We start from the raw sequence: 3,149 nt of genomic DNA on the forward strand, positions 1-3,149 counted from the left end.
TCCAAATTGCCGAATTCCTCAATTTTTCTAAAATGCATAATTAAATATACAGTAAAACTCTTATTTAAGAATAAGCATGAAAATGAAGAAATATATTAAAAACTTAATCAGACTAATCAATTATGAAAGAGATGCTGAAATTGACCTTATGACACATGAAATAAGCACAATGTCAGGTCAGAAAAGGGAAGAGTTAGGCAGGGCAATCAACAAGGTTAAGGGAAAGAGTTTAGGAAAGGAACTAGGTCTGCAGATTGTTCAGTTCGGAAGGCCGGAAGTGATTGACACTGAAATTTCAGTTGGAGACATGGTACTGGTCAGCACTGACAATCCGTTGAGAAGCGATTTGACCGGAACTGTCACTGAAAAGGGTGCAAGATTCATCAAGGTGGCCTTTGACAAGCGTGTTCCAAAATGGGCGATAAAAAAGAAGGTGCGCCTTGACCTATACGCAAATGACATCACATTCAGGAGGATGGAAGACAACCTGAACCATTTAAGCCTGAAGGGAAAAAACGCTCTTGAATACATTTTAAGCGAAAGGGATCCTAAAAAGAACCGTCCAACCCCTTATATCAACTACATTGACGATTCGCTTAACGAGTCTCAAAAGACCGCCATTGAAAATGCATTGTCATGTGAAAACTTCTATCTGATTCACGGACCATTCGGAACCGGAAAGACAAGAACATTGGTTGAGCTGATTTCACAGGAGACAAGGCAGAACCATAAGGTATTGGCAACCGCCGAAAGCAATGCTGCAGTTGACAATATCCTTGAAAGGCTGATGGACAATAAGAAACTGAAGTTGACAAGATTGGGCCATCCGCAAAGGGTTTCAAAGCACAACATTACACAAACCTTGGCATATAAGGTTGAAAACCATAAGCTGAACAAGAAAATCAAGAAAATCCACAAAAAGATTGACAATATGATTGAAAAGCGAAAGGTCCACACCAAGCCGACTCCACAATACCGTCGGGGCCTTGGGGATTATGATATACTGCATTTTGCATCAAAGGGCAAGGGAACACGTGGAGTGAGTGCAGATAAAATCAAATCAATGGCCAAATGGATTGAAATCAACCAGGAGATTGATGAGGCTCATGATGAGATAAAAAGAATTGAAAACAGAATGATTAAAAGCATCATTGAGGAAAGCGATGTCATCCTGGCAACAAATTCCTCAGCAGCATTGGAATCAATTGCAAGAGTCAAGTTTGACGTTGCAATCATTGATGAGGCTTCACAGGCAACAATTCCAAGTGTCCTGATACCTATCGCTAAGGCCCACAGGTTCATTCTTGCAGGAGACCACAAGCAGCTTCCTCCAACCATAATCAGCGAAAGGGCAGGGGCATTGGAAAAAACACTCTTTGAAGAGCTAATCAAGATGTATCCGTACAAGTCCCAGTTGCTGAATGTGCAGTATAGGATGAACAGCCTGCTCATGAAGTTTCCAAACAGGGAGTTCTACAACAACGGCTTGAAAAGCGCTTCATTTGTTGATGAGATAACAATCAGTGACCTTATGGAATACGGACATGATGAGGAGGCATTGCTTTTCATTGACACTTCCGATGTGGATGACAATCATGAAATGCATCTTAAGGATTCAAAATCCATTGTTAATGAACTTGAAGCTGACATTAGCGTCAGTATTGCCCGTGATTACTTGAATGCTGGCATCAGTGAAGATGACATTGGTATAATCAGCCCTTATGCCGATCAGGTTAAAATCATCCAGGAAAACACTCCCGTTGAAGTCAAGACTGTTGACGGTTTTCAGGGAAGGGAAAAGGAAATCATTATCATTTCAACTGTCAGAAGCAATGATAATGGAAATATTGGATTTTTAAATGATTTGAGAAGATTGAACGTTGCCATTACAAGAGCCAAGCGTAAACTAATCATAATTGGAAACAAGGACACCTTAAAGACAAATCCAACATACAGAAGACTCATAGAATTTGTTGAGGATGAGAACTTATTGGTTAAAATTTAGGCATACCTAAACTTTTATATACTATGAGAAACACAAGTATAATCAAGAGATGAAAGTATGAGAGATACTTAGTCTCATCGACTCTTAATTGGGGTTTAAGATTTTTAAAACCCATATAACTTTCAACCTCAATTATTACCCTCAATTAAGAGTTTCTTCTGCCAACTTTTTTTTAGATAATTATTAAATAGTATTAAAAATATAAATATTTCTTGATAATTCATTTTTATTTTAGGTGATTTTATGACTGATAAAGTACTTTTAGCATTCAGTGGAGGACTTGACACCTCCGTTTGTGTTAAATTATTAGAAGAAAAATACAATGTAGAAGTTATTACCGCATGTGTAGACGTAGGACAAGGCGAAGAGGAAATGGAAAAAGCAAAAACCAGTGCAGCTAACATTGGAGGATTAAAACACTACAATATAGATGCTAAAGAAGAATTTGCAAACGAATACATCGCACGCGGAATCAAAGCAAATGCAGAATATGAAGGATACCCATTAAGCACTGCCTTTGCAAGACCATTAATTGCCCTAAAGCTTATCGAAGTAGCTGAAAAAGAAGGAGCAACTGCAATTGCACACGGTTGTACTGGAAAAGGAAACGACCAATTCAGATTCGAAGCAGTAATCCGCGCAATGTCCGATTTGGATATCATTGCACCAATCAGAGAAATGAACCTGACAAGAACTGAAGAAAGGGAATATGCAGAATCCAAAGGAATCAAGCTAAATTACGATAAAATCTACAGTATCGATGAAAACCTCTGGGGAAGAGCAATTGAAGGAGATGTCCTGGAAGACCCTGCAAACGAACCTCCGGAAGACATCTACGAATGGACTGCCTCCTGGGAAGATGCTAAAGCAGAACCTGAAAAAGTATCCATCGAATTCGAAGAAGGTATTCCAGTAGCAATCAACGGCGAAATGATGCCATTAATCGACATCATCCAAAAAGCAAATGAAATTGCAGGATCACACGGTATCGGTAGAGTAGACACCATTGAAAACAGAATGATCGGCATTAAAAGTAGGGAAATCTACGAAACCCCTGGAGCTAAATTATTGATTGCAGCTCACCAAGCATTAGAAGAATTAGTTTTAACCACTGACGAGTTAAGATTTGCAGAATACATGTCAA

At 39.0% G+C, this 3,149-nt stretch carries 2 protein-coding genes; both read left to right on the forward strand.

Features of this window, described 5'->3' with window-relative positions:
- Window positions 1-76: 76 nt before the first annotated feature.
- Window positions 77-2,005, forward strand: a complete 1,929-nt coding sequence (locus tag E7Z79_RS09615; protein ID WP_303739720.1) for an IGHMBP2 family helicase — start codon at window positions 77-79, stop codon at window positions 2,003-2,005.
- 243 nt (window positions 2,006-2,248) lie between these two features.
- Window positions 2,249-3,149, forward strand: a 901-nt coding sequence (gene argG / locus E7Z79_RS09620; protein WP_303739721.1) for an argininosuccinate synthase, incomplete at its 3' end; no start/stop codon positions are given.

It is taken from the genome of Methanobrevibacter thaueri, from assembly GCF_015062905.1.
In the GTDB taxonomy this organism is placed as follows: Archaea; Methanobacteriota; Methanobacteria; order Methanobacteriales; family Methanobacteriaceae; genus Methanocatella; species Methanocatella thaueri_A.

What these genes read in the sequence shown, in the direction of transcription:
- E7Z79_RS09615 (WP_303739720.1), top strand. Translation starts at nt 77, where the DNA reads ATGAAAATGAAGAAATATATTAAAAACTTAATCAGACTAATCAATTAT.